This is a genomic window from Hydrotalea sp. AMD, assembly GCF_004100315.1.
Taxonomy (GTDB): domain Bacteria; phylum Bacteroidota; class Bacteroidia; order Chitinophagales; family Chitinophagaceae; genus Hydrotalea; species Hydrotalea flava.
In genome coordinates this window covers 367375-391913 of sequence record NZ_SCKY01000001.1, presented here as the reverse complement: position 1 = coordinate 391913, position 24539 = coordinate 367375, and the positions used below count along the sequence as shown (strand labels likewise).

At 37.0% G+C, this 24539-nt stretch carries 22 protein-coding genes; 11 read left to right on the top strand and 11 right to left on the bottom strand.

Features of this window, described 5'->3' with window-relative positions; genetic code table 11:
* Positions 1-408: 408 nt before the first annotated feature.
* On the top strand, positions 409-633 hold the full coding sequence (locus EO766_RS01730) for a hypothetical protein (RefSeq protein WP_143439185.1): 225 nt from the start codon (positions 409-411) through the stop codon (positions 631-633).
* Positions 634-1090: 457 nt separating this feature from the next.
* Here the strand turns inward: EO766_RS01730 and EO766_RS01725 are convergent, their stop codons facing one another.
* From EO766_RS01725 to EO766_RS01685, 10 genes are all read right to left on the bottom strand, one after another.
* On the bottom strand, positions 1091-3361 hold the full coding sequence (locus tag EO766_RS01725; RefSeq protein ID WP_253810110.1) for a copper-translocating P-type ATPase: 2271 nt from the start codon (positions 3359-3361) through the stop codon (positions 1091-1093).
* A gap of 21 nt (positions 3362-3382) precedes the next feature.
* The gene (locus EO766_RS01720; protein WP_081301256.1) at positions 3383-3904 is read right to left on the bottom strand and encodes a YybH family protein; all 522 of its coding nucleotides are present in this window, start codon (positions 3902-3904) and stop codon (positions 3383-3385) included.
* A gap of 60 nt (positions 3905-3964) precedes the next feature.
* The gene (locus EO766_RS01715; protein ID WP_068241667.1) at positions 3965-4402 is read right to left on the bottom strand and encodes a hypothetical protein; all 438 of its coding nucleotides are present in this window, start codon (positions 4400-4402) and stop codon (positions 3965-3967) included.
* A 25-nt stretch (positions 4403-4427) separates the two neighbouring features.
* Entirely contained in the window at positions 4428-5624 is a 1197-nt protein-coding gene (locus EO766_RS01710) for a DUF8832 domain-containing protein (RefSeq protein ID WP_068241666.1), read from the bottom strand.
* A 200-nt stretch (positions 5625-5824) separates the two neighbouring features.
* Positions 5825-6217 (bottom strand): HYC_CC_PP family protein, encoded by a 393-nt coding sequence (locus tag EO766_RS18540; protein WP_068241664.1) that lies wholly within the window; start codon positions 6215-6217, stop codon positions 5825-5827.
* A 109-nt stretch (positions 6218-6326) separates the two neighbouring features.
* Complete coding sequence (locus EO766_RS01705; protein WP_287100645.1) at positions 6327-7445, bottom strand: type II restriction enzyme NmeDI-related protein; 1119 nt, start codon at positions 7443-7445, stop codon at positions 6327-6329.
* A 237-nt stretch (positions 7446-7682) separates the two neighbouring features.
* A complete protein-coding gene (locus EO766_RS01700; protein WP_068241661.1) occupies positions 7683-8423 on the bottom strand; it encodes a heavy-metal-associated domain-containing protein in 741 nt (246 codons plus the stop codon).
* Between the two features lie 242 nt (positions 8424-8665).
* Entirely contained in the window at positions 8666-9037 is a 372-nt protein-coding gene (locus EO766_RS01695; protein ID WP_068241659.1) for a hypothetical protein, read from the bottom strand.
* Between the two features lie 147 nt (positions 9038-9184).
* On the bottom strand, positions 9185-9571 hold the full coding sequence (locus tag EO766_RS18535; RefSeq protein ID WP_068241657.1) for an HYC_CC_PP family protein: 387 nt from the start codon (positions 9569-9571) through the stop codon (positions 9185-9187).
* A gap of 135 nt (positions 9572-9706) precedes the next feature.
* Positions 9707-10267 carry a helix-turn-helix domain-containing protein gene (locus tag EO766_RS01685; RefSeq protein WP_068241655.1) on the bottom strand — a complete coding sequence of 187 codons (561 nt, stop codon included), beginning with the start codon at positions 10265-10267 and terminating at the stop codon, positions 9707-9709.
* A gap of 207 nt (positions 10268-10474) precedes the next feature.
* Here EO766_RS01685 and EO766_RS01680 point away from each other — a divergent pair, with 207 nt between their 5' ends.
* The 8 genes from EO766_RS01680 to EO766_RS01645 all read left to right on the top strand — a co-directional run bounded on the left by EO766_RS01680 (position 10475) and on the right by EO766_RS01645 (position 20934).
* Positions 10475-11044, top strand: coding sequence for a GNAT family N-acetyltransferase (locus EO766_RS01680; protein ID WP_068241653.1), 570 nt, complete (start codon positions 10475-10477; stop codon positions 11042-11044).
* 351 nt (positions 11045-11395) lie between these two features.
* Complete coding sequence (locus tag EO766_RS01675) at positions 11396-12040, top strand: LuxR C-terminal-related transcriptional regulator (protein ID WP_167516781.1); 645 nt, start codon at positions 11396-11398, stop codon at positions 12038-12040.
* A gap of 125 nt (positions 12041-12165) precedes the next feature.
* Positions 12166-13377: a hypothetical protein gene (locus tag EO766_RS01670; protein WP_068241649.1), complete on the top strand. Its 1212-nt coding sequence runs from the start codon at positions 12166-12168 to the stop codon at positions 13375-13377.
* Positions 13378-13722: 345 nt separating this feature from the next.
* The gene (locus tag EO766_RS01665) at positions 13723-13956 is read left to right on the top strand and encodes a helix-turn-helix domain-containing protein (RefSeq protein ID WP_068241647.1); all 234 of its coding nucleotides are present in this window, start codon (positions 13723-13725) and stop codon (positions 13954-13956) included.
* A 126-nt stretch (positions 13957-14082) separates the two neighbouring features.
* A complete protein-coding gene (locus tag EO766_RS01660) occupies positions 14083-14541 on the top strand; it encodes a hypothetical protein (RefSeq protein WP_068241645.1) in 459 nt (152 codons plus the stop codon).
* 102 nt (positions 14542-14643) lie between these two features.
* Entirely contained in the window at positions 14644-14964 is a 321-nt protein-coding gene (locus EO766_RS01655; RefSeq protein ID WP_068241643.1) for a DUF4134 domain-containing protein, read from the top strand.
* 11 nt (positions 14965-14975) lie between these two features.
* Positions 14976-15458: a hypothetical protein gene (locus EO766_RS01650; RefSeq protein ID WP_068241642.1), complete on the top strand. Its 483-nt coding sequence runs from the start codon at positions 14976-14978 to the stop codon at positions 15456-15458.
* Positions 15430-20934, top strand: coding sequence for a helicase-like domain-containing protein (locus tag EO766_RS01645; protein WP_068241640.1), 5505 nt, complete (start codon positions 15430-15432; stop codon positions 20932-20934). Before EO766_RS01650 ends, EO766_RS01645 begins: the two co-directional genes overlap by 29 nt.
* Before the next feature lie 115 nt (positions 20935-21049).
* Here EO766_RS01645 and EO766_RS01640 read toward each other — a convergent pair whose 3' ends face one another.
* Positions 21050-21529, bottom strand: a complete 480-nt coding sequence (locus tag EO766_RS01640) for a GyrI-like domain-containing protein (protein WP_068242044.1) — start codon at positions 21527-21529, stop codon at positions 21050-21052.
* A 210-nt stretch (positions 21530-21739) separates the two neighbouring features.
* On the opposite strand from EO766_RS01640, the gene EO766_RS01635 reads away from it, so the two are divergent.
* Positions 21740-22111 (top strand): DUF4133 domain-containing protein, encoded by a 372-nt coding sequence (locus EO766_RS01635; protein WP_253810144.1) that lies wholly within the window; start codon positions 21740-21742, stop codon positions 22109-22111.
* Complete coding sequence (locus EO766_RS01630; RefSeq protein ID WP_068242046.1) at positions 22095-24539, top strand: TraG family conjugative transposon ATPase; 2445 nt, start codon at positions 22095-22097, stop codon at positions 24537-24539. The genes EO766_RS01635 and EO766_RS01630 overlap by 17 nt, the downstream gene beginning before the upstream one ends.

Below are 24539 nucleotides of genomic sequence, written 5' to 3'. Positions count from 1 at the left end.
GTCAGCATAAGTAAGATTATAGGCGGTACTGCATCCGGCCGCTGTAAATAACAGCAGCATTAAGGGGATGATAATTTTATTTTTCATAATTCTTTATTTTACATTTTTAAGTATGATGGTATTACTGTAATTTTTATCTGAGTGATGCTTTATTCATTTATACGATTTTCATTTCTTCCCTGCCATTTTAAATTGTTTTTTTGTTGGCTATTGATATACAAAAAGAAATAAAATGCAGAACTGCCAACAAACATGTTCCATAGACCATGCGGCTGAAAATAACTCCCGGGATTGCATAAAACCTTGTTTTTATCAAATTCAAACCACAATAAGGCAATCAGAATCGAGCTGACGCTTAGAATAAGGTAATGTCTTCCCGGATAACCAGGTTTGGCTAAAATGTTGACGATGGCTAATCCCAAAAATACCAGTATGATTATAAGTGCAGCAATACTTTCTTTTCCTTTTGGTATTAAAAAGGATAGAAAAAGATTAGTTGCAAGAAAGGTTAAAAAAGATACGGTAAATGATTGCCGTTTTTGTAATGTTGATAGATTGTTGTTCCGGGTAAGCCACCGGCTGTGTAAAAAAAATATTACCGGGAAAAGCGAAAATGAAAATACAGCCGAGTAATCAAATTTATGTGCGAGATTTATGAGTGAAGCATGGTAAAATGTACTTGCACAAAAAACATAAAAAAGGATAAGGGCCAAAAGATAGCTATAAACCGTATTCAGGTCATGAGTATCGCCATTATGTCTTTCTTTCCAACTCCTTTTAAAAATAATTATTGAGGCAATTAAATAAATAATATTGCCGAACGTATTGATTGGCTGGCGCACAGGGTTACTAATGCCAATTTTTTCACAAAAGGAAGCAGGTATTTTTTTATCAAAAGCAAAGGGTTCCCAAATATGTTGTAAAGAAGAATTTTGATTCAGCCACCAAATTGTTAAACCAAAAATCAATACAATACTTGTCAAAAGAATAATCGTTCCGAAACCAATATAAAAGTTCGGAAGTATTTTCTGTTTTAGGTTGGTATAATATGTTTTTATGTCTGAAAGCATTGTACTTGAATAAACCTATATTACCCCTGTTTGATTTTTAAAGTCATAGCATTAATAGCGACTATTACAGTACTCAATGTCATTAACACAGCACCGGCAGCGGGGCTTAATAATATACCCTGCTTATATAACACGCCTGCTGCTAATGGCAATGCCACAACATTGTAACCGGTAGCCCATATTAAATTCTGTATCATTTTCCTGTAAGTAGCTTTACCAAATAAAATCAGATTCACAATGTCTTTTGGATTGCTGTTTACTAAAACAATTCCTGCCGTTTCTGCTGCAATATCACTGCCACTGCCAACAGCGATACCTACATCTGCAATTGCCAAAGCTGGCGCATCATTTACGCCATCGCCTGTCATGGCGACAAATTCGCCTTTGCTTTGCAGGTCTTTTATCTTCTCTAATTTTTGATGGGGTAACACTTCTGCAATAAAACCATCCATGCCTAACCGTTCGCTTACTCCTTTCGCAACAACTGCATTATCGCCGGTGAGCAGGGTGGTTTTGATTTTATTTTGACGCAATGTTTTTATTGCATCAAAAGATTCGGGGCGGATCTCATCAGCAAGCGCAATAGAACCTGCTATATCTTCATCCACTAATACAAATACCAATGTTTCCTCAGCTTTTACCGTATCATCTTTTGTAAGAAATGTAAATTTTTCTTTTAAATAGCCAGGACTAACTACCATTACATCTTTACCGTCAATGATTCCGGTAATTCCCTTTCCAGTAATGGCTTCAAATCCCTTTACTTCAGGTAAAACCATATTTAATTCTTTTGCCTTGGCAGTAATACCCGTTGCAATTGGATGCTCTGAATTTTGTTCCAGTGCAGCAGCATATTGTAGTACCTGTTCCTTTGTGAAGTTTGCGCTGTGCGATACATATCTTATTACCTGGAATTTGCCAACAGTTAATGTTCCTGTTTTATCAAATACAATCGTGGTTATTTTTCTTGCATTTTCAAATGCTGTTCGGTTCTTAATCAGCAATCCACTTTTTGCAGCCAATGCAGTTGATTTGGCAACTACCAATGGTACAGCAAGGCCTAAAGCATGGGGGCAGCAGATAACAATTACAGTAACCATCCGCTCCATTGCAAATGCCAGCGATTGCCCCGTTAAATACCAATATAAAAATGTGGTAATCCCAGCAAGTAATGCAATTATAGTTAACCATTTTGCTGCTTTATCTGCTAAGAGTTGCGTATTTGATTTGGAGTTTTGTGCATCCTGTACCAGCTTAATTACCTGTGATAAGTATGAATCCTTAGCACTATGTGATACCGTAACTTTAATAGCACGATTGCCATTGATAGAACCGGCAATTACTTTTTCCCCTTTTATTCTTTGTACCGGTTTACTTTCTCCCGTAAGCATACTTTCATTCAAATAGGTTTCACCGTCAGCAATGATTCCATCGGCTGCCACTTTTTCTCCGGGTTTTATTAAAATCAAATCGCCTTCTTTCAGGGTGTCTGTTTTCACATCCACCGTCATTTGCCCACTTACTTTGTGTGCCTCTGAAGGCATAAGCTGGACCAGCAATTCCAATTCTCTTGATGCTCCTGCTACCGATTTCATTTCTATCCAATGCCCCAGCAGCATGATGAGTATTAGTGTTGCCAGTTCCCAAAAAAAATCCATACCCTGCAAGCCAAACACAATGGCTACGCTATACACATAAGCAACTGTGATGGCAAAGCCAATCAGGAACATCATACCAGGATTTTTTGCTTTGGCTTCATCCACCAATCCTTTTAAAAATGGCCAGCCACCATAAAAGAAAACGACAGAGGATAATGCCAGCAAAACATATTTTGAACCTGGGAAACTAATATGAATATTCAACCAGTGCTGTATCATTTCCGATAAGAGCATTATTGGAATAGTAAGAACCAACACGGTGTAAAACCTTTTGCGAAAATCAGCAATCATGCCACTATGCTTATTGTCCTTTCCATGAACACTATCCGAATCTGCGGTTACAACCGGCTCAAGGGTCATACCACATAATGGGCACTTACCCGGGGCATCCTTCAAAATGTGTGGGTGCATTGGGCAGGTATATTTTTGAAATGAGTGCTGATTTTTAGAAATATCAACAACTTGCGAATCATGTTTCTCAGGATGCGATTTACCTACAGATTTTTTTATTTCTATCAGAGTCATTCCGCAAATTGGACAACTGCCCATTTTATTCTCGATAATTTCCAGGTGCATAGGGCAGGTGTAAAAAGTATCTGTTGGATGATTATCGTTATGATGTTGATTTTCCATACTAAACAGTTTTATAAATCCTTATTTTCTTGATGAATTGTGGTTAATCATAATTTTCCATTCTCCTTTTACTTTTCTTAAAACTGATGTTGCTACTCCTTTGCGTTTTACTTCGGTATTATCTTTCGCCACAATAATTGTATAATTATAAGTTTCGGTGGCAAAAGCATAGTTGCCATCTATCTGCACTTCCACTATGTAATCGCTGAAAGTAAAAGATTTGAACTCTTTTAATTCAGGAGCAAGATGATGTTCCAGATAGTGAGCATAGCTGCCTTCACTGCCGCCGGATTCATACATTTTTGAATCCGCTGTAAATAGTTTTTCTGTACCGGTAACATCTAATTTTTCAACGGCGTTGTTGTATTGCTTTAATACCAACTTTACGGCATCTTCGTCTTTGGCTTTTGGTGATACCGGTAAGTTGTTGTCCTTTGTCACGAACTGTTTTATTGCTTCTCTCTCTGTGCCTGCTTCTTTACTTTGCGCAAACGAAGAAAGCACTACTAAACAAATTGCTAAAGCGCTTAATATCTTTTTCATTTTATTCTTTTTTGATGAATAAGAACACAGGTACTTGTTACCTGTGTTCTTATAAAATGATTAATGGTGATGAGCATCGGCAGGTTTGGCAGGTTTATTTTTAAACTTTGCCGAAACTGATTTACCATTTACTTTAAATGTTGCAATAGCATTGGCATACGTAGACGCTTTGGCATCATCTGCCATAAAGCCCTCGGTGCCCATTGGCATAAGAGCAACAGTTTTTGAAGTACCATCTGCAAACTGCAGCAATACTGTGCCGGTTATCCCTTTGTTAGATAATGGTTTTGCATCACCATCCAGCAAAAAGAATTGCAGCATACCATCCTTCAATAATATTTCTGCATGGTTTGGGTCAGCTTCCTGTACCGTGCCACCGTGTGGGCCTTTGCCTGCAACACCTACATTGTGTGGATTCTTTTGTGCAAACGTTGTAGTAATGCCTAACAGCATCATTGCAAATACTGCAACAATTGTCTTTAATTTTAATGCTTTCATTTTGCTTTGTTTTTATTTTTAAAAATTAATGTTTCATTTCTTTCATATCCATGCTATCATGCTTCATATCTTTCATGTTAGCGGCCGTACCTTCACTAACATTCATAACAAAGTCACTTGTGTAAACTTTTCCCTTGCTTTGAAACTGTATCCAGCCACGGTAAACACCTGGTTTATCAAATGTTGTGTGTAAGTCAAACTTGCCGCCTTCCACACTTGGATGCACATGTAAATACTTTTTATCGGCAAGGCTTACTACCACCATGTGTGCTTTTGCACCGAGGTAATCTTCTAAAGTATTTACATCTACTTCTTTACCATTCAGCATCATTACACCATTGATGTGCATGGGCATATTGGTTAAAAACTTGCCACCTTCAGGCGAAAGTGAAACAGAAAATCCATCACCGGCTGCGCCACTTAATTTATCTGCCCCATAAGTTTTTGCTGCAGGTACAGTACCTGCTACTGTTACACTTAAATTATCTACCGTATGGTTGGCACCGCTTGGTTTATAATCTGCAAACAGGGTGTATTTTCCGGGGAAAGGGAATTTCTCTTTTACTGTATAAGAACCATCAGCGTTTAATTCAGGATGAATATGATTGAACCAGCTAAGGTCTTCACTTACTACTATCAGGTGTATTTTTTTCGTATGCTCCACATCCAGCGGAACTTGTTCATTGGGTTTGTCTTTCATTTTGGGTGTAAGTGATAAAGTAACTTCCTGGTTGGGGTTAACCGAAGCAGGGCTGGTACTGAACTGCATGGTTACATTACCCGGACCTGTTGCGTTGTCGTTATGCTCCAGTTTCATACCGCATTTGGGGCAGGTATCGCCTTCTTTACCGGTTACTTCGGGGTGCATGGGACAGGTATAGGTTTTCATTACTCCCATTTTCATTTTTTCCTTGGGCGAAAGATTCATCTTAGAACCACACACTGAACATTGTCCGGGTTTATCACTTGTAATATTTGGATGAGCAGGGCATTCATAAAGGCCAACTACTTCCATTTTCATTTTTTCTTTTGGAGTAAGGTTTCTGCCACATTTTGGGCATTTCCCCGACTTATCCATAATTACATCAGGATGCATGGGACATACATATGTTACTTCAGCGGTTTCTTTGTTTTTGTTTTTTTGCATGGTTGAATCCTGAGCAAAAACTGAAACTGTAAGGATGGTTAAGGCTGCTATCATCAGCATTTTAAACGATTTCATTTTTTTAAATTTAAGTGTTACTGGAATTGAAAATTGTTTTTAGTTAATGCATCTGTGCACTTGCAAGTGCCCGGATGCTGGCAAGAAACCGTTTGAAAAGAGTTATAATTAATTATGCAATTGTGTATTCTCAATTTCTGCTTTTAATGGAAAGACGTGAAGCCAGAAATACTCAGTGAGAATATGCAGGAAGAAAGGTATTAAATACGAAACACTCTGATGAGTAAGTAAATGGGGTCGGTACAACTTCGTTTGACATATTTAGTCCAGGAGTTATTAGCATTAAAACCGCCGCTATTTAAGATTAAATTTTGAAGGCAATTAACGGGAGGTAAATGAGGTACAAATGAAATAATATTTGCAATAAAGTATGCCTGAGTTGAATTGTGGTTGTCTGCTTTGCTTACAACGAGCTTATCTTTGCAGCAGCCTTTCGGCATTGCTTCGGGGTTGCAGGAACACCCGGTTTTTCCGCCAAAATTGATAATGGAAACATGTGTTAGATGCCCGCTGCAGTAGTGAAAATTAATGGAGACCCCCAGCGCTGTGCTGGTATAAACTATCAGAAGAAATATGGCCCCTAATTTTTTCACTGAAAAGAAATTTACAATGTAAAACTACTGTTAACCTTTTTCGAAAAAAAAGAGGTTAATCATTCAAAACAATGACTTTTGTCATAAAGTTAAGGTTTACTTATAAAAATCACGCCGTTTTTGCTATCTTCTCCATAATATGGTGACTTTCACCAAACTTACAAAGAGCATCGCAATGGCTGCGGAGTTCTGAAAAAAGAATGTATTTGATAACTACATTGCTTTGCTTAATGGCAGGACGGCACAATTGCAGGCAAACATCCTTCTCTCTTTTATCAGGCACTATCAAATAAAAAACTTCGTCGCCATCTGCAATGGTATAACTCAAATCTGTTAAGCGCAAAATACCTGAATAAATGCTGGTGCTTTTTTCCACTTCAAATGCGGCGATAACATTGTTTGTCCCTTTTTGAAACCACAGCACATCAATCAATTTTACTGTATTTAATGTTTCTTTATCCAGATTAATTTCAGGAAACTGCTGTAAACTCAAAAATGAAAAATTGTTGCCACAATGCGACCTAGAACGGTCGTTGGAAGCTGAAATAACATCATAGCCCAAAGCATTCCCAATTTTCAGCAAATGGTACTGCATTTCAGTATGCAGGTTTTCTTCTTCTTTTTCCTGCTGGACATCCGCTTGTCTTTTTTCGATTAATTTTTCCAGTTTTTTACGTTCCGGTTCAGATAAATATTCGTCACTGCCTAAAATTAATTTCTGTGTCCCTATTTCAAATAACAGCCCTGCTATAGCTCCCAGGTCTGATGATAATTCGGAACGCTGCTGGTTATTGGTATCAATCATTACTTCTCTCAACTTTAGATATTCACTCCAGCTACCAAGCTTCTTTTTATCTTTAAACAGAAAATTGAAACCATTAATGATAGCAGTATTAAAAGGTGGAATGATAGTGGGGTGAAGAAAATAAAGGATACTGGCAACAGCAGGCCCAAGTCCTTTTATTTTTAAACTGTCCAGTTTGATAATTTCCTTCAGTATTTGTTCTTCTGATTTCGCATTAAGGCAGTTTTCCAAAAACTGCCCGAAAGCCAGTTTATTATTTTCGTTCTCATAAATATCAGGGATCCTCAACTTTGGTTTCCAGTAAAAGGGATGGGAAGCTCCTTCAAATACTTGTTTTTGCTCGGTGATACAAGTGAGTACAAATTCTAAAGAAGAGCCTTTAAAATCATTAGGAAATTTCTTGCTCTTAATATCATCAATCACCTGCATTACACCACGCCGGATGGAGCGAAAGGCCTTTAGCCGTTCTTCATTATTAATAAACCATGTGTTAAAAACAGATTGTTTATCTTCTTTATACTGCTGGATGATTTGGGAAAAGTTGCTGTTCATAAGTGTGTTAAAACAGCAAAATACGTTATTTACAGCAATCCTTCTTTCGCACAAAAATCACTTTGAATATTTTCCAGAAAAACTGTCCTATTGATTTTATTATAGTCATTACAGCATTGTTAGTAACATAATTACACTCATTCCAATCATCAGTGCGTCTTCAATAATAGTGATGGTGCTCATTGGTAAATTAAATACATCACCGAGGCAGGCACATTTTATTTTGCGTTTATTTAAAACACTTTGCAAAACTCCAATGATACTTACCGTCATCACCGCAAAGGTAACGATGTTGGTAAGGATAGGATTGAACCCGGTTAAGAAGGCTAAGCCTAAAGCCAATTCAGTAAATGCATAAACATAGCCCCATGCAGCCCACCTTTTGGCAACAATATCATACATACGGTAACTCTCAGCAAATCCTTTCAGATTAAGCAATTTGAAAAAAGAAAAAACCAAAAAGAATTCTGCCATGAAATGATTCATCCAACGCATCCATACAAAATCTCCTTGCATCCATTCCAGCAGCAATGTGGTGACGGTAATGTAACCAAAAATCAGCAGTATAGGTTTGTAGGTTTGCACCAAGGATTTTAATTCGTCCTCAGATATAGGCAATATTACTTCATTATGTTGGTGATTAGTCTCGGAGAGCTTGTATTTGGGATAATCTTTTAATGCAGTCTCTAATTCTGCAATTGCAATTTGGTTATCCATATCAATAATTGCTTTCCCTGTTGGTAAATCAATACTGACATTGTTAACGCCTGTTACTTTCGATAGAAGCTCAAGCACTTTTGCCTGACAACCGCCGCAGGTCATTCCGCTTACGTTATAAGTATGTGTCATTGTATAATTATTTCTGCCTCAAAATTACCACCTCATTGCCGGTCAAATATTATAGAATTGTGGGATTGTTTTATAAAATTTTGGTAAGCTCTAAGTAATACAAAATATCGATCCTTCATAATCTTTAGGATAGCAGTGAGATATTATTTCCTATACATTTAAAACCTAAAAGCACTGAGAAATACAATAGGTATCTCAGTGCTTTTAGAAAAATTATATTTTTATTTATACCGATTAAATACTTATAACTGTTTTCGTTGATAATGACAGCAATCGGGCAATTTCTGATACACTGAGTCATCAGCTCTGTACATCTCAGTATCATTACCAACAGATGCAATTTTCTTTTGAACATTGTCGGCTGCATCTTTTTTAAACACACTATATTTTAAAGTAAGTACCTGTGAATATTCATTCCACACGGCGGATTTTATACCATCTACAGTATATGCTGCAGTTTCAATACGACGTTTATCCATACTGCATGTGCCGGATACTTTTATCTTCTGTGTTTTTATACCAATCTCTCTTTGTGATTTATCACTTTGTGCATTGGCAGATTGAAATGTTGCACATGCGACCAGAATTGCAAATAATAAATGAATCTTTTTCATTTTATTTAATTTTTATTGTGAATAATCGAAACTAGGGGCTGCTACACGCAGGCTTGTTTATTTTATAAGCAGTAAAATTGAATTTGAAAAGGCTATTAATGATATACCCACTACCGGCAGAATGCCGGGTATTAAACAAGAAGGGAATCAAATACGGAAATTGCAATTAAAAATGTAAGAAGAAATGCCATGATGTATCGGGTGAGCATGGCTTGTATTTGCCACATTCATTGGCTTAGTTGCCAATGTCATTATTTCAAAAGAAAGCGTAAATAAATTCAGGCCGGTAAAATGCTTTACAGAAGTGGTTATATCATCAGCGGCAATATGGCTGTCTTGTATTTTTAAGCTTTTAAACTTTGTTTGGCAGCATCCACCTTTTTCATCTGCCATACCACACTTTCCTTTAACCTCCTGCACAAAGCTAATAGTGGTTGATTTTAGTTTGCCACAGCAATAGAATTGCCTTATACCCACTCCAAAGCTGGAAAGGCCATAAACACAAATCAATAATATGAGGGCAACTTTTTTCATTTATATATTAACGAAACTGAGAACAAAGATATTTCACGCCACCAGCTACTCTTGTCGGCTATTTTACAAAGCTACATACTTTCTTATAATGGGGTTTATATAGTTATGGTAAAGATTTATATGATTTTGCTCATATTAGACTGAATCAATAGACTTTCTATGCCTGCCGCCAGCCTTTTTAAAATGGCTTGGCGTAAGTCCGGTTACTTTCTTAAACTGTGCAGAAAGGTGTGCTACACTGCTATATCCTAACTGATATGAAATTTCACTCAGATTCATTTCATTGTAGATGATTAACTCCTTTACTTTCTCAATCTTTTGCAGGATAAAGAACTGCTCAATTGTAATTCCTTCAACTTCGGAAAACAATCGGGAAATATAGCTATAGTCTTTGTGCAAAGCTTTGCTTAAAAAATCTGTGATACTGAAATGCCCTTCCACTTCAGCCGATTGTGCTTTTTTAATCAATAAGCCTTTAACTCTTTCAATCTGTTTTTGTTTCTGGTCATCCAGTATTTCAAATCCTAAAAAATTCAATCTTTCAAATAATTGACTTATTTGTTTTTTTGTTGGTGACTTTTTTAATTCAACCTCGCCCAAATTAATCCGGACAGCTTTCAAGTTTAACTTTTCAAGTTCCTGGCTAACGGCTATTACACAACGGTGACAAACCATGTTCTTTATAAATAAAGTCATAAGGGTATATACTTACTGTAAGAATGCATTAAATTATCAGTATTTCTACACCGCAATATCGCAATTTTAAGCAAGGCTATGGCTGTATTTGGGAAGGTTGTTTAGAGTAAGGTCTGATTTCCAGCATTATTATAGAACAAAAGCATGGTAATGCCAAAATCGGTATAAAAATTGAGTGTCAATAATTTATAGACAACCAATTGAGCTATGATGAGAGCAACATTAAATGACAGGGAGTTGGTAGCTGACATTTTAACCCGGTCTTTTATTGATAACAAAAGCGTCAATTACATAATTAAACAGGATGAAAAAAGAGAGCAGCGTATAAGAGAACTGATGGAATATTCATTTGATATCTGCAATTTATTTGGTGATGTTTTTATTTCAGATGATAGAAATGGATGTGCTTTGATTGTTATGCCTGATAGAAAAAAAGTTACAATAAAATCAATTTTACTGGACATAAAAATGGCTCTTTCCGTAATAGGGTTATCAAATATTAAAAAAGTCATTAGCCGGGAATCTGCCATCAGTAAGATTCATCCAGGAAAAGCTATTTATTATTTATGGTTTATAGGTGTTCAACCATCAGAACAAGGACATGGGGTTGGTAGCCAACTCCTCAATGAAATTATTCAAAAGGGAATTTCTGAGAAAAAAACTATTTGCCTTGAAACATCCACTCTAAAAAACATCCCCTGGTATGACAAACATGGTTTCAAAATATACCAGGAATTGGATTTTGGATACAAGCTGTATTGTATGAAAAGGCCGTAACAAACATATAAGGTTATGCTTTTGTCTGGTACCCAAATGCATGTGATAACGTTTCTGTTTATTTGTATAGAAACAGTTATTCTGTTTTACCTAGTCATCTACCGGTTTGCAAGACCAGATGATAAATCAACTAAACTTAATATTGCCCTTATCCTGTTGCTTATTCTTTACAATGTTACTGGTGGCTTTTTGCCTGACCCTAATTTGCCAGGTTCTTTTTTTATACAAGAATCTATAGCCTATGGAACCGGCTTTATTACCCCCTGTTATTTTCCGTATTATGTTCATAAATCTTTTGCACTTGAAAAAATGAAATTTCATGCGTACCGGGGAGTCGTATTTTTTCTTGTTTTGCCTTACATAGTATTTGTAACTCTCTTCGCTGCGTCCGGTAATCTGGATACTGCAAAAAACCTGCTTATTATTCCGGTTATTTATGCGCTATGGGTAATTTTCACATTGATAAGTAGCGTAAAAGTTAAGTATCAAAATGATTTTAGTATAAGAGGGGCGAAAGAAGAAGTTGCTGTTCTTTTCCTGAGCCTGACACCCTGGGTTGGATTACCTATTATTGACTACTTCAACTTGGGACAGGCAGTGGAAGCTACTACAACAAATACTGGTTTTCTTTTATTGCTGGCGCTGCAATTGAAACAGCATATCGTTCGGTTACGGGAAGAGCATGAACGGCTGATTACTTCTGAAGAACAGTTGCTTAAATGGAATGAGCAATTACAGGAAGAGGTGAGAAAACGTACACAGGAATTGGAAAGGATTAGCCGGGAAGAGAGACTTACACAAAATTGCAAATTGTATAGCTTTACAACCAGAGAAATTGAAATTGTTATACTCGTTTACAAAGGGTATTCGCATAAACAAATTGCTGAAATGTTGTTTATTGCGGAAAGGACTGTTGCAAAACATGTACAGAATATATTTGAAAAGGCGCAGGTATCTAATCGCTTAGAACTGAGCAGGAAACTGGATATGGTATAAAATGCGTAGCAAGCAGAAAAGCAAAAAATAGTCAATTTTACGCAGTGAAATAGTAAGATTTACGTATTGGATTAGGTTTATATTTTGATAGTTGAATTGGTATTGTTTATACCAAATCAATCATTATGTCAAAAAGAGAGAATGGCGTTGCTTCTGATGCGGAAGTAACGGGAAAAATGGAGTTGACATCAGCCACGGAAATACTTCACCAATGGAGTAATTCGCTAAGTAATACATTAAAATATGGAGATAATCCTTCTGGCAGTCAGGAAATTCACATAATTGGGACTTTATTAAACCAGCATACCAATATAGCTGAAAATCTGCAACGACTCATTCTCGATGAAATGATTGGCAGAAATGCTGCGAAGGACAAGGAGCAATTTATCCGAATGGTTCAGATGATGGCAACGAGACTACTCGACCATCTTTCAGTTTACACAAACACAAATCTGAATAAAACCACAAGTGATTCAGTGGTATCATTCATACAGGTCCTGCTAAAAACAATATACTTTGTTCAAGAGTTTTTTGGAAAGTATTTTGACAAAAATGAGAGAGTACCTGCGGCGCTTGCAACTATTTACAATAAGGAAATAAATAGTCTTGCTGAAAAATTAAAACATGTATTGAGTAGTTCAATGCCAGCTGATACTGGTCTATCTGAAGTAATAAACAATCATTTCATGGAGCCAACAGAAAGTCATCAGCACAATGTCACTTATCGTCAGTTGTTCTACGAAAAGGAACTTCTGCAAGAACTGCTAAAAGAATATAACTTTACCAGTTCTTCTATAAGAAACATATTGTACTATTTTAATTTCAACTGTTCCGGGTTTGTGATTTATGAGTTTGACAGATTAGTGAACCTGTTAACCCCACTTGCATCAAAATCGGAGAAAATAAACCTGCTTCGGTCTGAACTAAAAAGTATTAATCAATTACCTTTCAGGATAAACTATTGCTTTGACGATAATATGCCTTCGCTGAAGGAACAGGTTAGCACATGGATAGCAGAAGAAATAAAGTATTGTGAGGCAGGGAATTTTATGCAGGTAGCCAACTTATCAGGAATTGACCCCGAAAACAAAATCAATACAACACTATCGGTTGCAAAATTGGGCTTACTCATTAGGCTTTTGGTAGTTGATAAAATAATTGTAAACCGTACTATGGCTCCCATGTTACGAACTGTCGCCAAAACCTTCACCACTTTGCAACGGGAAGAAATTTCATTTGGCAGTCTGGAAACAAAATATCATGCCCCTGATAAAGCAACAATAGGTATGATGAAAGAAATGCTCCAAAAGTGGATTCATATATTGGGAAAGTTGTAAGCGCCTCATTTCTGTCGGCGAAACAGAATATTCAATTAAAATTTGATTAGCCTGGTAAGGCCATTTTTATCAAGATACTTCCACAGTTCCTGGTAATGATGATATGTAAATCCACTTAAGTTTAGTAGCTGGCTTACCGGCCAATTTAGTATTTGGCCCATATTCTTAAAACAAAGGCGGTCACACATATCTTGAAACTCTGGAGTAAAGAGATGATTTGATAGGGGACTTCTTCTAAATAATTCTTCATTCATTGCTAAAACTTGTAAGTAATTATTAACTGCGGCCTTTTTAGACCGCAATTATTATGCCTGTTTAGGTCATCTTGCCAACTCATTTTTTTTTATGATTCGGCAAAGCGACAAAGGCAATTTAAAAAAGTTGGGTTCAAATATTAAAAGGCTTCGGGAAGCAAAAAAACTAAGCCTCCGTGAGCTGTCGTATGCTTGCGATATTGATAACAGCAAGATTTCAAAAATTGAAAAAGGCCAAATCAATATAACGTTTACTACAATCCTGCAATTAGCAAAGGCATTAGAAATCTCCCCTTCCGAATTACTTATGACGGAGTATGATTGATTTCGCTTCCAGGCTTTTTTCATCCTTCAGGTAGTCCTACTGTACCTATCTCAAATTCGCAGTTTTTGGAAATGTTTTTGTATTCCTTTTATAGATACAAATTCATAACCAAAGATTGACAGTATTATGTTACAATTAATATCATGGGGTCAATACATCACAGCTCTGTTGTTTGCCTTAATTTGCTATTACGTCTATGTAGCTTACAAATATTTTCGTTGGGAAATACTTCGCCTGATAGGAATAAGAAAAATAGACGAAACAGGTATAGCAATTCCTGTTGCAGAAATCAAAAAACAGTTTTCAGTAAGTAATCATGCTGATTTTTTACCAAAGGAACCTGTTAATGAAATAAATGGTATACTTCAACCATTTTGGGATGAAGTGAATGCTTACTTGGCTGAAATAAAGCTGGAGGCCCCAAAAAAGGAAATTTGTTTTGCTGTTAAGATGATATTGGAGAAATATCCAGCCTTAAAAAGTGATGAAAACAAAATGGCAGTGGAAACAACAATATCTGGTTTACTAAATCAATATTTTGCTGGAAGATTTACAGCAACAGATATGCAACATATCTGGCGCTGAAAAGTAATGCTTCATTATCTGTGTGCAGGAAAATCAAGTGCGATGGGTTAAGTATAGTGAAGCATTCTTTTTTATTATTTATTTCTCAAAATTAATGTGTGTATGAAAAAAGTGATTGAAAGAAAAAGGGTGATTTGCGGAACACTGTCCATTTTATTACTGTTCCTTACTGTATCAGTGCTAGCGCAGGATGGCAACGCTGGTATTAATGAAGCCAACACCAAAGTACGAAGCTATTTTGCTGCCGGTGTAAACCTAATGTATGCAGTTGGCGCCATTGTGGGGTTGATAGGTGCCGTAAAAGTGTACCAGAAATGGAATAGCGGCGACCATGATACAGGTAAAGTAGCAGCCGCATGGTTTGGCAGTTGCGTATTCCTGGTGATAGTGGCCACCGTTATCCGTTCATTCTTTGGAGTATAAACCCATTTTGTATGAAAGAAATCTTGATTGGCAAATTACTGGAGTATATCAGGGATAATAATCCTGATATACTTTTTGATTTAGAAGCTAAAGATAAACTCCGTGTTTGGCTGTATGACAAGGTAAGTACCGCCGGGCCATTAATAAAGCAGTTAAAGAATAGCAGCCGGCCTGAATATATTATTGTGGAAACTTGCCTGCAGGAAATTACAAAAGAATTACGTCCATCGAGATACAACTACATACTGAATATCCTGGAAACGGAATTTGAAAATGACTATAAGCAACTTCTTCAATCGGGATTGCTTCAGCATGAGGTTGTCAATATGATTAGCTTTTGTAATTCCACTTTTGATGACCTGGTGTTTGCCGAAGAAAATGAGGACAATCAGTTTATCCGCTATGCCATAACCGGCGCAGTAAGTGAATACCTGGAAAGTAACCGTGTGAATGAATCTGTGAGCAATGAGTTACAACAGTCAGCAAAAACTTAAAGACAATATTGAAGCTATTCGTATTGCGTTGAACTGGTCGGAAGAAAATAAATTGTCTTTTGACCAGCTTTCTGCTTTGAAGAAATATTCCGGCTTCGGTGGATTAAAAGCAATTCTGTTTCAAAAGGCATCCAAAGAAGAATGGAAGAAGCAAAATGCTTCTAAAGAAGATTTAAAACTATATCCGCAAATAATTGAACTGCATGAACTATTGCAGCAAAAACTTGGTGAGAAAGAATATGAAGATGCAATTGATTCTATCCGTAACAGTATTCTCACTGCTTTTTACACTCCTGAAATAATTCCGCAAACACTATTTAGTGTTTTAAAAGAGAAGGGTATTGAACCTACTGCTATGTATGAACCAAGCAGTGGTGCTGGTGTGTTTGTAACGGAAGCAGTTGCTGCATTTCCATCATTGCAAAAAGTCAATGCTATTGAGAAAGATTTTCTTACTGGTAAAGTATTAACCGCATTAAGTAGTTCGTTATCCATTCCTGCTTCCGTTCAAATAAAAGGCTTTCAAGAAACTTCGGGTTCAGAAAACAGCCAGTACGATTTAATCGTAAGCAATATTCCCTTTGGCAATTTTAAAGTGTATGATGAAAGCATGCAGGAAAAAGAGCTGAAGGATAAAATTCACAATTACTTCTTTGTAAAGGGGCTCAATAAGCTGAAAGACGGTGGTGTAATGGCTTATATCACTACCGATGCCTTCCTAAACAGCCGCTCTAACCAAATCGCCAGGGAATATCTTTTTACCCGTTCGGATTTTATTAGTTTGAATGTAATGCCGGATAACCTGATGAAAGATACAGGCAATACCGAAGCTCCAAGCCATTTGCTGATTGTTCAAAAGAATCAAACTAAAAAATCTCTTTCAGAAGAAGAAAAACAGTTAACTAAAACAGTTGAACAACAAAACGAATTTGGTAACTATCACCACAATCATTTCATCGTTCTTCATCCTGAAATTATTCTCGGTAACCAGATAAAACCCGGCAGAGACCAATATGGTAAAGCACATGAAACTATCTGGCAAACCGGCGACATTAATTTGATTGCTCCAGCTTTAAGCAGAACTATCAACGAAGGGTTTGATAAAAGATTTAATTATGAAAATTTCAATCAGGCAATTACACAAATTGAAAAGCCGAAAGGCAAACAGCTTACTTACACGGATATGCCTGAAAACAAATCCGATAATTCTTCAGTTCAGTTGGGTTTGTTTGATACCGGTTCAGCAACTATTGTAAACCGGGCTGCGGCTTATATCAATCCGTTGGATGCAACAGTAATTGATAAAAAGACCGCGAGAATTTTAAATATCATCCGAACGAAAGACAAACCGGAACATGAATTGATTGTTTTAATGACGGCAAAATCAACTGCCTTCAAACAATATGTATATAAACTTTACTCCAATACTGATGAATTACAGTTCTCCGCTAATTGGATGAATGCAGCTTTACTTCAGCATGAATTGGCTGGCTTAACCAATTCACTCAAAAAATATGACGAGCAATTTTATAACGATGGTGAAGCAGTGTTTCATGTTTCATTGGGAGAAGTTGACAGGCTGGAAACATTGAAGAATATAAATCCACTTTTTAAAGAAGGTACACTGATTGTACATAACAACAGGGTTGGCTTTGTTTCTTACCTGGCATTCGATGATAACGAGCCTGTTTTTATGCCCAGCCTGCAAGATAAAAAAGACCTTGGTTTTTATCAGCAATATACCAACATAAGGGATATGTATTTATCCCTTACAGAAAAGGAAAACACAGGTATTGCAGCAGATGAAAATTTGAGAAAAGATTTAAACGAAGGATATGAAGCATTGATTAAAGGATATGGACTACTAAACGCTGCTGCTAATCGGCAAAGGATTCTTAAAGATGAAGCATTTGGATTAACCATGCTTTCCTCAATCGAACGAAAAGAAGGGGAACAGTTTATTAAGTCTGATATTCTTACTCAATCCTTATTACCGAAACAGGAAGTTTATACAACCGACAATCCTTTAGAAGCCCTGGCAAAAAGCCTGAATGATAAAGGCAAGGTGGATATGGAGTTTATTGCTGCAGCAACAGACAATACAGAACCTGAAACCATTGCCGCTCTGGGTAACCATATTTACATTAATCCGGCTAATAATGAATGGGAAACAGCCGACCAGTTCTTAAGTGGTAATGTGGTAAGTAAGTTGCGAATTGCAACAGAAGTTGCAGAGAAGAATCCCGATAATCTGCAACTGCTAGAAAGTCTTACAGCAATACAAAAAGTACAACCCGAAAAAATTCCATTTGAATTGCTTGATTTTAATTTGGGAGAAAGGTGGATTCCCCTTGACTACTACAATCGTTTTGCTTCACACTTGTTTGAACTCAATACCGAAGTAAATTATTTTTCTTCTTTAGATACTTTCAAAGTAAAAGCAAAGCTCACCAATGCCAAAATTAACCAGGAGTATGCTGTTACCACAAAAGCCGGTCGGCCAACTTATGGCGATGCCTTGTTGGAATATGCCTTAGAAAATACTACGCCGTTCTATACTTATGAAATAGAGGTAGCTGGCAAAAGAATCCGTGTGCCGGATAGTGAAGCTATACAATTAGCACATCAAAAAATAGAATCCATACGCAACGGTTTTATTGACTGGCTGAAAGAATTACCTGATAACGATAAAAAGGAACTTGAAGCATTATACAACGACACCTTTAATTGCTATGTGCTGAGAGAGTATAACGGCAACCATTTGCAGTTTCCGGGGTTGGATAGAAAAAGATTGGCTATTGATGATTTGTACAGTTCACAAAAAAACTCCGTTTGGCGTATTGTGCAAAATCGTGGAGCATTGATTGACCATGAAGTTGGTTTAGGAAAGACATTGACAATGGTGGTAGCTTCCCATGAAATGAAGCGGCTGAAGATTGTAAACAAGCCAATGATTCTTGCACTTAAAGCTAATGTGCGGCAAATTGCAGAAACTTACCGAAAAGCTTACCCCAATGCAAGGATACTGTCACCGGATGAAAATGATTTTACACCGGCTAAACGGATGCGGTTGTTTAATGAAATAAAAAATAATAATTGGGATTGCATTATTCTTACTCATGACCAGTTTGGAAAAATTCCCCAAAGCCCTGAAATACAAAAGCAAATATTTGAAGCGGAGCTTGACAATGTAGAAAGGGATTTGCATACCATAAAAGAAATGGGTGGTGAAATTAGCAGGCGAATGTTGAAAGGTCTGGAAATACGCAAAACAAATCTTGGGGTTAAACTTCAGGAATTGAGAAAAAGTATTGAAGAAAAGAAAGATGCAGGTATTAACTTTCGGGAACTGGGTATTGACCATTTATTTGTAGATGAAGCCCACAAGTATAAAAATCTTACTTACACTACACGACATGATAGAGTTGCTGGCCTGGGAAATAAAGAAGGAAGCCAGAAAGCATTAAATATGCTGTTTGCCGTTCGGGAACTGCAAACAAGATTTAACAGCGACCTGTGTGTTACATTTCTTTCTGGCACACCTATCAGTAACAGCCTTACTGAAATGTACCTGCTGTTTAAATACCTACGTCCAAAGGAAATGGAACGACAGCGGATTGAAAATTTTGATGCCTGGGCAGCCGTGTTTGCAAAAAAGACAACTGACTTTGAATTTTCAGTTACCAATGAAATTATTGCGAAAGAAAGGTTCCGTCACTTTATTAAAGTGCCAGAGCTGGCTTTATTCTATAACGAGATTACAGATTATAAAACAGCAAAGCATATTAACCTTGATAAACCTGAAATTGATGAACAGTTAATCAATATTCCACCAACACCAGAACAACAGGAATTTACAAAACGACTGATGCAATTTGCCAAAACCGGTGATGGTGAATTAATTGGCAGGCCAAGACTGACAGATGAAGAAGATAAAGGCCGTATGCTGATTGCTACGAATTATGCTAAGAAAATGGCAGCCGATATGAGGTTGATTGATGCTGAAAAATACAGTGACCATCCTAATAATAAGGTAAATGTTTGTGCAAGAAAAGTAGCTGAAGTATATGAGCAAAGCAAGGAACACAAAGGCACTCAAATTGTATTTTGTGACATTGGTACGCCAAAGCCTGATGAGTTTAACATTTATGATGCTCTGAAAGAAAAGCTAATCAATGATTTTAAAATTCCTGCCCATCATATCACATTCATACATGACTGGACAGATAAGCAAAAACCTGAACTGTTTCGTAAAATGAACAATGGTGATATACGCATTTTATTAGGCAGCACAGAAAAGGCAGGTACAGGACTGAATGTTCAATCGAAAGTAGTTGCCATGCATCATTTGGATATTCCCTGGAAGCCCTCTGAACTGGAACAACGAGATGGCCGTGGAGCAAGGCAGGGGAATATTGTTGCAAAGGAGTTTTACAATAATAAGGTTAAGAACTTTATTTATGCTGTTGAGCAGTCATTGGATAATTACAAGTTCAACCTGTTAAAAAATAAACAAACCTTCATCAGCCAGATGAAGAACTGCGAACTGAATGTAAGAACAATTGATGAAGGAAGCATTGATGAAAAGAGTGGTATGAACTTTTCTGAATACATCGCCATCTTATCCGGAGATACTACACTGCTGGAGAAATCGAAGATGGAAAAGAAGATTGCAGTATTGGAGAGTTTACGCAATGCCCACCATAAAGAAACATTCCGGTCAAGGTTTAAATTAGAAAATCTTCAGGAAGATAAAAGTAAAACACTGCAAACTTTAGACAAGTTGAGTATAGATGAAAAGCAATACAAAAGTCAGTTACAGTATGATAAAGACGGAATAAAGATTAATCCTGTTCATCTCGAAGGTCTAAATAATGCAGATGCAGAAACTATCGGCAAGCATTTAATCCGTCTCTACACAGCCTGGAAACCTGATATTGGTGACGATGATAATAAAAAGGTTGGAGAACTGTATGGCTTTGATTTATTTATCCGCAGGCAAAAAGAAACTTATGAGGACAAAGGCTTCTTTGAATACAAATACAATAATGTATTTTATGCCGAGAATAAACAGACCGGCATTAAATACTCTTGGAACCAGGGGCATATCAATATTGACAACCCCAAGCTTGCGGCCCGATACTTTTTAAATGCAATTGACCGGGTGGAAAGTTTAAAAGAAAAATATCAAAGAGTACTGAGTGAGCTGAACCAAAACATTCCAATGCTGGAAAAGATCGTGGCAAAGCCTTTTGATAAGGAAGATGAATTAGGGCAGTTGAAGAAAGATGTATCAAGATTGGAAAGGGAGATTATGCTGAAGATACAGGAGAATCAGATGAAACAGCATGAGGCTGCTGAAATAACTATCGAAGCACCGGTAGTAAAAATGGAGCCTGGCATATCCCAAAACACTAAGAGTCTTTTGCCGAAGAAAAAACAAGATGATGTTAAAACAAGAGGGATGCGGATTTGATGGATGTAGTCCTACTCATAGACTTTTCGGTTCCGCCATATTTTGTTAATATTGTGGTCTGCAAGAAAATTACCACTAACGAACCCAATGTTACAGGCATTGTTGTTCGTATTTCTTATTTCAAGCACATTATTAGTTCTGTTTCTAATTTACTTTCGTCTTTTGCCCAATGACCGTAAATTTCAATATATGGAAGTATAATTTCAAATCCTCGCTTGGCCAGTTCGTCTGTCATTTTTTGTCCTGTTTGCTTTATGAGATTGTGACTTCCAATGTGTTTATAGTAAGCATATTTTTCTACGTCTATTATCATTTTTTCAAGTCCAAAGTTGTCGTTGGCGATAGTTGGATTTTCAAGTTCAACACCTGCAAAAACTTTGTCGGCAGTTTCGTAAACCCAAATATTCTTTCCCCTATTTTTTATTTCGTTGGTTTTAATTACATCCCACATTTTGCCGCTCAACTTAAAAGCAGTTCCAGCATAATCTTTGTTTGTCGCTATACTGCCAAAACCGTAGATATCTAATTGAAAGTTTTTGGTAATTATCTCTATGCCCATGTTATTATGATTTACTTGTTTATGCATGTCAATCATTACAGTCGTGTTAGATGATTGCCTGTTCGTCTGCGAAGGACTGTCTACTGATAAACTTACAAACTGTCTGAATTGTGTAGCCGTCTAACATTGCTTGTAACTATTGTATTTCCGAATCTTGAAGATAAAACTTTCGCAAATACTTCCAAAATAGGATGATTTGCGAAGTACCTTCTCGTTTGTTAGTCCTACCCCTTTTACCAACTCCAATTGACTTTTGGTGAACAATTTGCAACATCGGAAAGTATGTCCTCATCCGTCTATCAAATTAACAAAGGCATCAATCGCAGCATTGAGTTCAAAGGGCTCAAAGCCCAATATATCTGGTACCTGGGCGGCGGCTTAGTGGTATTGCTGATACTATTTGCAATACTCTATATCAGCGGCCTGGGTATCTTTTTTTGCCTGCCATTCATTGCGGTGCTTACTACGGCTTTATTTATGCGTATCTACAAGTTAAGCCGCACTTATGGCGAGCATGGTATGATGAAAAAGATTGCCCGGCGTTCGGTGCCTGATGTGATAAAAAGCTATTCAAAAGTGAAACTGAAAAAGATGTTGCTGAATGAAAAATCTGAATGAGATACTACCCGTTTATTCAATTGAAAATAACGCCATCCTTTCCAAAATGGGTGATGTAACAGTTGTGTTTGATGTGCAATTACCGGAACTGTTTACGATGAGCAATGACGAATACGAAGCCTTTCATCATGCCTGGATAAAAGCTATAAAAGTTCTACCGGTTAATAGTGTATTACATAAGCAGGATTGGTTTACTGAAGCAAAGTATAAACCTTTGTTTGTACAAGAAGATAATAGTTTTCTTACCAGAAGCAGCGACCGGTTCTTTAATGAACGGCCTTACTTGGACCATCGCTGTTATATCATGCTTACAAAAAAGCCTGCGAACCGGAAGTTAGGTTCTTCCATTTTTAGCAGCCTGCTCCGCAGAACAATTGTGCCAGAAGAAACCTTGAAGCCAAAACACTTTCATGATTTCATGAATCATGTAGGCCAGTTTCAAAAAATTTTGTCTGACAGTGGTTTTGTGTCTATGAAAATGCTGACAAACGAATTACTGGCTGATTTTGTACTTCATTATATGAATCTCAGCAATGATGGTGTAATTCTCCGGGATATTGAATTTAAACCCGAATGGAAAATTGGCGAAAACCATTGCCAGCTTTACACAATGGCCGATGCAGAATTTGTTCCAGCATTATGTGGTTCCCGGATTAACTATGACAAGTACTCCACTGATAAAACAAAATTCAGCGTAGGGTTTGCATCACCAATTGGTCAGTTGCTCTCCTGCAATCACATCTATAATCAGTATGTGTTTATTGAGGATGTACAAAAAACGATGCAAAAGCTGGAAAGTAAAAGATTGCGGCTGCAATCACTTTCTGCATATAGCCGGGAAAATGCAATCAGTAAGCAGGCAACAGATGATTTTCTGAACGAAGCCATCAGTGAACAACGATTACCGGTAAAAGCTCACTTTAATTTACTGGCATGGACAGATAACAAAGAGGAATTGAAGAACATTAGAAACTTATGTTCATCAGCACTTACTCAAATGGATGCCACTCCCAAGTTAGAAACTGAAGGTTCAGCGCAAATATTTTGGGCAGGTATTCCGGGCAATGCTGCCGACTTTCCTATGAATGATACATTTGATACATTCAGTCCGCAGGCTTGTTGCTTTTTCAATTTGGAAACCAACTATCGTTCCTCTGTTAGCCCCATTGGCATCCGTTTGGGCGACCGGCTTTCTGGCAAACCCATCCATGTGGATATTTCGGATGAGCCAATGGATAAAGGCATCTGCACCAACAGAAATAAATTCATTTTGGGGCCTTCTGGAAGTGGAAAATCTTTCTTTACCAACCACATGGTGAGGAGCTATTACGAAAAAGGCACACATATTGTGCTGGTGGATGTGGGCCATTCCTACAAAGGCTTGTGCGATATGGTGAAGGGGTATTATTTCACCTATTCTGAAACCAAACCCATAAAGTTTAACCCGTTTTATATTGGTGAAGGCGATATACTGGACACTGAGAAAAAGGAAAGCATCAAAACATTGTTATTAGCTCTTTGGAAAAAAGATAATGAAACTTTTAACCGCAGCGAATATGTAGCCCTTTCAAATGCGTTGCAATTATATTTTGAAAAGGTAGAAAGCGATAAAAACTTGTTTCCCTGCTTTGATAGCTTCTATGAATTTTTGAAAGATGATTTTGTAGCGGTACTGAAAGGTGATAATGTAAAGGATAAAGATTTTGATGTTTCAAACTTCCTTTATGTTTTAAGACCATATTACAGAGGTGGTGAATTTGATTACTTACTAAATGCGAAAGAAAACCTTGATTTGTTGCAGCAGCGGTTTATTGTTTTTGAATTGGATAATATCAAAGACCATCCGATTCTGTTCCCAGTCGTAACTATCATCATTATGGAAGTGTTTATTTCTAAGATGAGGAAACTAAAAGGAATAAGAAAAATGATACTGATTGAAGAAGCCTGGAAGGCAATTGCTAAAGAAGGAATGGCAGAATATATTAAGTACCTGTTTAAAACGGTGAGAAAGTTTTTTGGCGAAGCGATTGTAGTAACACAGGAAGTAGAAGACATTATTTCATCACCGGTGGTAAAGCAGGCAATTATCAACAACAGCGATTGCAAAATATTATTAGACCAAAGTAAGTATCAAAACAAATTCGACCAGATACAGGAATTGTTGGGATTGACTGAAAAAGAAAAGGCGTTGGTTTTGTCTATCAACAAAGCCAATGACCCGACAAAAAAATATAAAGAGGTCTTTATTTCTCTTGGTGGTGTGTTGAGCAAAGTCTATCGTACAGAAGTATCGCCGGAAGAATACCTGGCATACACAACAGAGGAAAAAGAAAAAGTGAAGGTGCATGCTTATGCTGCAAAATTTGGCGGGGATATCGAAAAAGGGATTAAGGCTTTAGCAGATGAGATTATTCACTCTAAAAACTGA

Bases quoted from the DNA above. Each gene is read 5' to 3' on its own strand.
- EO766_RS01700 (WP_068241661.1), bottom strand. From the start codon at position 8,423: ATGACACATACTTATAACGTAAGCGGAATGACCTGCGGCGGTTGTCAG.
- EO766_RS01670 (WP_068241649.1), top strand. From the start codon at position 12,166: ATGTCAAAAAGAGAGAATGGCGTTGCTTCTGATGCGGAAGTAACGGGA.
- EO766_RS01640 (WP_068242044.1), bottom strand. From the start codon at position 21,529: ATGATTGACATGCATAAACAAGTAAATCATAATAACATGGGCATAGAG.
- EO766_RS01715 (WP_068241667.1), bottom strand. From the start codon at position 4,402: ATGAAAGCATTAAAATTAAAGACAATTGTTGCAGTATTTGCAATGATG.
- EO766_RS01655 (WP_068241643.1), top strand. From the start codon at position 14,644: ATGAAAAAAGTGATTGAAAGAAAAAGGGTGATTTGCGGAACACTGTCC.
- EO766_RS01680 (WP_068241653.1), top strand. From the start codon at position 10,475: ATGATGAGAGCAACATTAAATGACAGGGAGTTGGTAGCTGACATTTTA.
- EO766_RS01730 (WP_143439185.1), top strand. From the start codon at position 409: ATGGCTAATCCCAAAAATACCAGTATGATTATAAGTGCAGCAATACTT.
- EO766_RS01695 (WP_068241659.1), bottom strand. From the start codon at position 9,037: ATGAAAAAGATTCATTTATTATTTGCAATTCTGGTCGCATGTGCAACA.
- EO766_RS01685 (WP_068241655.1), bottom strand. From the start codon at position 10,267: ATGACTTTATTTATAAAGAACATGGTTTGTCACCGTTGTGTAATAGCC.
- EO766_RS01665 (WP_068241647.1), top strand. From the start codon at position 13,723: ATGATTCGGCAAAGCGACAAAGGCAATTTAAAAAAGTTGGGTTCAAAT.
- EO766_RS01645 (WP_068241640.1), top strand. From the start codon at position 15,430: ATGAGTTACAACAGTCAGCAAAAACTTAAAGACAATATTGAAGCTATT.
- EO766_RS01725 (WP_253810110.1), bottom strand. From the start codon at position 3,361: ATGGAAAATCAACATCATAACGATAATCATCCAACAGATACTTTTTAC.
- EO766_RS01650 (WP_068241642.1), top strand. From the start codon at position 14,976: ATGAAAGAAATCTTGATTGGCAAATTACTGGAGTATATCAGGGATAAT.
- EO766_RS18535 (WP_068241657.1), bottom strand. From the start codon at position 9,571: ATGAAAAAAGTTGCCCTCATATTATTGATTTGTGTTTATGGCCTTTCC.
- EO766_RS01660 (WP_068241645.1), top strand. From the start codon at position 14,083: ATGTTACAATTAATATCATGGGGTCAATACATCACAGCTCTGTTGTTT.
- EO766_RS01720 (WP_081301256.1), bottom strand. From the start codon at position 3,904: ATGAAAAAGATATTAAGCGCTTTAGCAATTTGTTTAGTAGTGCTTTCT.
- EO766_RS01630 (WP_068242046.1), top strand. From the start codon at position 22,095: ATGAAAAATCTGAATGAGATACTACCCGTTTATTCAATTGAAAATAAC.
- EO766_RS01710 (WP_068241666.1), bottom strand. From the start codon at position 5,624: ATGAAATCGTTTAAAATGCTGATGATAGCAGCCTTAACCATCCTTACA.